The sequence below is a fragment of the Mesorhizobium sp. M4A.F.Ca.ET.090.04.2.1 genome, assembly GCF_003999085.1.
Taxonomy (GTDB): Bacteria; Pseudomonadota; Alphaproteobacteria; order Rhizobiales; family Rhizobiaceae; genus Mesorhizobium.
The window spans coordinates 1-4,419 of sequence record NZ_RZOT01000519.1; the positions used below are offsets into that span (position 1 = coordinate 1).

Consider the following 4,419-nt stretch of genomic DNA (forward strand, 5'->3'; position numbering starts at 1 on the left):
GCGCCGCATTGCGCGTATCGCGATCCATCAGTGATAGTGACCGCGATGCGGCGCCGCATGATGCGCGTGATCATGGCCGTGATCGTCATCATCGTCGGCGCAGTGCCCGAATTCCGGTTCGACGGTAGCATGGCTGATGCCATGCTCGGCGGCGAGCCGCTTCTTGATGGCGCTGACCGCCATATGGGCATCAACCCCATCATTCAGGCAGGCGTGCAGCGTCGCCATGTTGCTGGAACCGTCGAGCGACCAGACATGCATGTGATGCACCTCGCGCACGCCCTTGACCGCGCCCTCCAGGTCCTTGGCAATCACGTCGCGGTCGAGGCTTGCCGGCACGCCTTCGAGCAGCACATGGGCGGCCTCCCGCATCAGCGACCAAGCCGTCGACAGGATCAGCAGCGAGACCAGTACCGACAGGATCGGATCGATCGGCGTCCAGCCTGTCGCAAGAATGATCAACGCCGCGGCGATGGCAGCGGCCGAGCCGAGCAGATCGCCCAGCACATGCAGTATGGCGCCGCGCATGTTGAGGTTCTCGCGATCGCCGCCATGCAGCACGAAGAAGGAGAGGATATTCACCATTAGGCCGGCGATCGCGACCACCAGCATCGGCCCGCCGAGCACCGGCGCCGGCGCCACCAGGCGCCCCCAGGCCTCGTAGACGATCCACAGCGCAATGGCGAAGATGGCGATGCCGTTGGTGTAGGCGACCAGCGTCTTGACCCGGCCGAACCCGTAGGTCAGGCGAACCGTGGCCGGGCGGCCGGCGAGATGGAAGGCATACCACGCGAGCCCGAGCGCGATCGCATCGGCAAGCATGTGGCCGGCATCGGCAAGCAGCGCCAGCGACCCGGTCAGCAGGCCGCCGAGCGCCTCCGCGACCATGAAGCCGGCGGTCAGGCAGGCGGCGATCAGCACCCGCTTCTTGTCGGTCGAGCCATGCACATGGCCCGCGCCATGGCTGTGGCCGTGCGAGTCCTGTGCATGTGAACCGTGGTCATGGCTATACGCCATCTGCCTGCTCCTGCTACGCGCCGAACTCGGCGCGGAAGTCTTCAAGCCGCCGCTTCTGCCGGCCCTCATTGTCGAAATTGGCCGGATCGAGCCAAGCCTCATAGGCTCTGCGCAGCGCCGGCCATTCCTTGTCGATGATCGAGTACCACGCGGTATCGCGGTTTTCGCCCTTGACGACAAGGTGCTGGCGGAAAATGCCCTCGAACTTGAAGCCGAAACGCTCGGCGGCGCGCTTCGACGGTTCGTTGCGATTGTTGCATTTCCATTCATAGCGGCGATAGCCGAGATCGTCGAAGATGTATTTCATGAACAGGAACTGGGCTTCGGTCGCCGCCGGCTTGCGCGAGATCAGCGGCCCCCAATAGATGTTGCCGATCTCGATCACGCCATAGGCGGGGTCGATGCGCATCAGCGTCTGCCGCCCGGCGACCTTGCCGCTCGCCTTGTCGATGACGGCGAAGAACAGCGGATCCTCACTGGCCTCGACCTTGTCCAGCCAGGGCTGGAAGGCGGCTCGGGTTTCCGGCGGATAGTCCGGCAGCCAGGCGAAGCGGCCGCCGACATCGGACACCGAAGAGGCCTCGTAGAGGCTGTCGCCGTGCTTTGCGGCGCTCAGCGGTTCGAGCCTGGCATAGCGCCCCTCCAGCACCTTGCGCTCGGGGCGCGGGCGCGGCTGCCAGTCTTTGAGATTTTCCGACACCGAAAACTCCAATCCGTTTGACTTTTGCCGAAGGACGCTCACAAAAACGCTCGCCTACAGTAAGAACCACAGGGACGGGAAAAATGCTCCACACGATTGCGGCCTTCGACCGTCTCGGCGAGGAAAATGCCTTCGCGGTGCTGGCGCGTGCCACCGCACTTGCCCATCAGGGCCGCGACATTGTCAATCTCGGCATCGGCCAGCCGGACTTCAAGACGCCGCAGCACATCGTCGAGGCGGCGATCAAGGCGCTGCGCGACGGCCATCATGGCTATACGCCGGCCAACGGCCTGCTGGCGACGCGCGAAGCCGTGGTGCGCCGCACGCTGACCACCACCGGTGTCGAGGTCTCGCCGGAGAGCGTGATGATCCTGCCCGGCGGCAAGCCGACCATGTTCGCGGCGATCCTGATGTTCGGCGAGCCGGGCGCCGAGATCCTGTATCCGGATCCCGGCTTTCCGATCTATCGCTCGATGATCGAGTTCACCGGCGCCGCCCCGGTGCCGGTGCCGATCCGCGAGGAAAACGGCTTCGCTTTCTCTGCCGACGAGACGCTGGCGCTGATCACCCCGCGGACCAGGCTGCTGATCCTCAACTCGCCCGCCAACCCGACCGGCGGCGTCACCCCGCGCGCCGAGATCGAGAAGCTGGTCAAGGGGCTGGAGGCGCATCCGCATGTCGCCATCCTCTCCGACGAGATCTACGACGTCATGACCTATGACGGCGAGACGCATTTTTCGCTGCTCAACTTCCCGCAGATCCGCGACCGGCTGATCGTCCTCAACGGCTGGTCGAAGACCTGGGCAATGACCGGCTGGCGCATGGGCTGGTCGATCTGGCCGAACGGCGACAACGGCACCCATCTCTACGACAAGGTGCGCAAGCTGGCGGTCAACTGCTGGTCCTGCGTCAACGCGCCGAGCCAGTATGCCGGCATCGCCGCGATCGACGGCCCGCAGGACGACGTCGAGAAGATGATGCGCGCCTTCGACAACCGCCGGAAGATCGTGGTCGAGGGGCTGAACGCGCTGCCGGGCATCTCCTGCATCACGCCGAAGGGCGCCTTCTATGCCTTCCCCAATGTCTCGAAGACCGGCTGGAAGGCCAAGAAGCTCGCCTCGGCGCTGCTCGAGGACGCCGGCGTGGCGCTGATCGGCGGTCCCGATTTCGGCATTCTCGGCGAAGGCTATATCAGGCTCTCCTACGCCAATTCCGAGGAGAACATCTTGCGCGCGATGGAGCGGATCGAGGCGTTCTTGAAGAAGTGACCTCGCTTCCCTCGCGGGAAGGCCGGGCGCTACCCGCGCCCGACGAACGGCATCTTCGTCGCCATCACCGTCATGAACAGCACATTGGCGTCGAGCGGCAGGCTGGCCATGTGGACGACCGCGTCGGCGACGCGCTCGACATCCATCACCGCCTCGGCGGCGATCGACCCGTTGGCCTGCGGCACGCCGACCGTCATCGGCTGCGCCATCTCGGTCAGCGCATTGCCGATGTCTATCTGGCCGCAGGCGATGTCGTAGGGCCGGCCATCCAGCGCCAGCGTCTTGGTCAGCCCGGTGATGGCGTGCTTGGTCGCCGTGTAGGGCACCGAGCCCGGACGCGGCGCATAGGCCGACACCGAGCCGTTATTGATGATGCGGCCACCCATCGGCTTTTGCCGGCGCATGGCGCCGAAGGCGGCGCGGGCGCACAGGAACGAGCCGGTGAGGTTGACGCCGACAATATCGTTCCAGACCTCGACCGGGATCTCGTCGATCGGCGTCGACTTGTAGCCCATGCCGGCATTGTTGAAGAGCAGGTCGACGCGCCCGAAGGCTTCCACCACCGTTTCGAACAGATCGTCGACCTGGTCGGCCTTGCTGATATCGCAGGCAACCGCCAACGCCTTGGCATCGGTCTTGCCGGCCTCGGCAATCGCCTCCTCCAGCACCGCCTTGCGGCGGCCGCAGAACACGGTGTTCCAGCCGTTCTTGAGCAGCGCCGTGGCAACGCTTTTGCCGATGCCCGTGCCGGCGCCGGTCACGATGGCGGTTTTCTCTGTCATGGCAGTCATCGGCGTCCTCCGGTCATCGCTGCAGCTTGGCATCGCAAATGACGCAGGCGATGGCAAGCCAACTTGTCAGCCATCAGGCCCGACAAAAAGGGCGGTCATTGGCGACCGCCCTGATCTGAACCGGGCTTGGGAGGAGGAAAGGCCGGTCCGACTGCTTAGAATGATGCGCTTCCTCGGTTAACGAGACGTTACCGTGCGCGGCGCCGGCTGTCGCACTCACCAGCGCGGATTGGGCGAGGTTCCGGGCTTTTCGGAAACCGGCACCTTGGCCGCCGACACCGTCGCCTCGACATGGTCGACCAACGCGTCCGGCAGGCCGAGGCGACCGGCGAGCAGGTCGAGATAGCCGCGCTCTGCGCGCGTGTCGGGATCGATGGTAAGGCGCGAGGCCGTATAGAGTTCGAGCTTCTGCGCGTCGGTCTGGGCGCCGGCGACCAGCGTATCCAGGTCGAGCGGGCTCTCCAGTTCCGCCATCAGGAATTGTTCCGCCTCGGTGCCGATGCCGGCGAGTTGCAGCTTGCCGGCAATCTTCTGACGCTCCTCGTCATCGACATGGCCATCGGCCTTCGCCGCCGAGATCATCGCCCGCACCAGTGTCAGGGTGAACTCGTCCTCGCCTTGCGGCGCCTGCGAGGGGTGGAAG

Annotated in this window: 5 protein-coding genes; 1 reads left to right on the forward strand and 4 read right to left on the reverse strand. The window is 65.2% G+C overall.

What is annotated here, in order from left to right; genetic code table 11:
- Positions 1 to 27 precede the first annotated feature (27 nt).
- A complete protein-coding gene (locus tag EN781_RS27085; protein WP_126058442.1) occupies positions 28 to 1,017 on the reverse strand; it encodes a cation diffusion facilitator family transporter in 990 nt (329 codons plus the stop codon).
- A gap of 13 nt (positions 1,018 to 1,030) precedes the next feature.
- Positions 1,031 to 1,717 carry a GNAT family protein gene (locus EN781_RS27090; protein WP_126058441.1) on the reverse strand — a complete coding sequence of 229 codons (687 nt, stop codon included), beginning with the start codon at positions 1,715 to 1,717 and terminating at the stop codon, positions 1,031 to 1,033.
- Positions 1,718 to 1,800: 83 nt separating this feature from the next.
- Here EN781_RS27090 and EN781_RS27095 point away from each other — a divergent pair, with 83 nt between their 5' ends.
- Entirely contained in the window at positions 1,801 to 2,985 is a 1,185-nt protein-coding gene (locus tag EN781_RS27095) for a pyridoxal phosphate-dependent aminotransferase (RefSeq protein ID WP_126058440.1), read from the forward strand.
- Positions 2,986 to 3,014: 29 nt separating this feature from the next.
- On the opposite strand, the gene EN781_RS27100 is transcribed toward EN781_RS27095, so the two are convergent.
- The gene (locus EN781_RS27100; protein WP_126059367.1) at positions 3,015 to 3,767 is read right to left on the reverse strand and encodes an SDR family oxidoreductase; all 753 of its coding nucleotides are present in this window, start codon (positions 3,765 to 3,767) and stop codon (positions 3,015 to 3,017) included.
- 225 nt (positions 3,768 to 3,992) lie between these two features.
- Positions 3,993 to 4,419, reverse strand: a 427-nt coding sequence (locus EN781_RS27105) for a DUF533 domain-containing protein (RefSeq protein ID WP_127400504.1), incomplete at its 5' end; no start/stop codon positions are given.

What these genes read in the sequence shown, in the direction of transcription:
- EN781_RS27100 (WP_126059367.1), bottom strand. Translation starts at nt 3,767, where the DNA reads ATGACAGAGAAAACCGCCATCGTGACCGGCGCCGGCACGGGCATCGGC.
- EN781_RS27095 (WP_126058440.1), top strand. Translation starts at nt 1,801, where the DNA reads ATGCTCCACACGATTGCGGCCTTCGACCGTCTCGGCGAGGAAAATGCC.
- EN781_RS27085 (WP_126058442.1), bottom strand. Translation starts at nt 1,017, where the DNA reads ATGGCGTATAGCCATGACCACGGTTCACATGCACAGGACTCGCACGGC.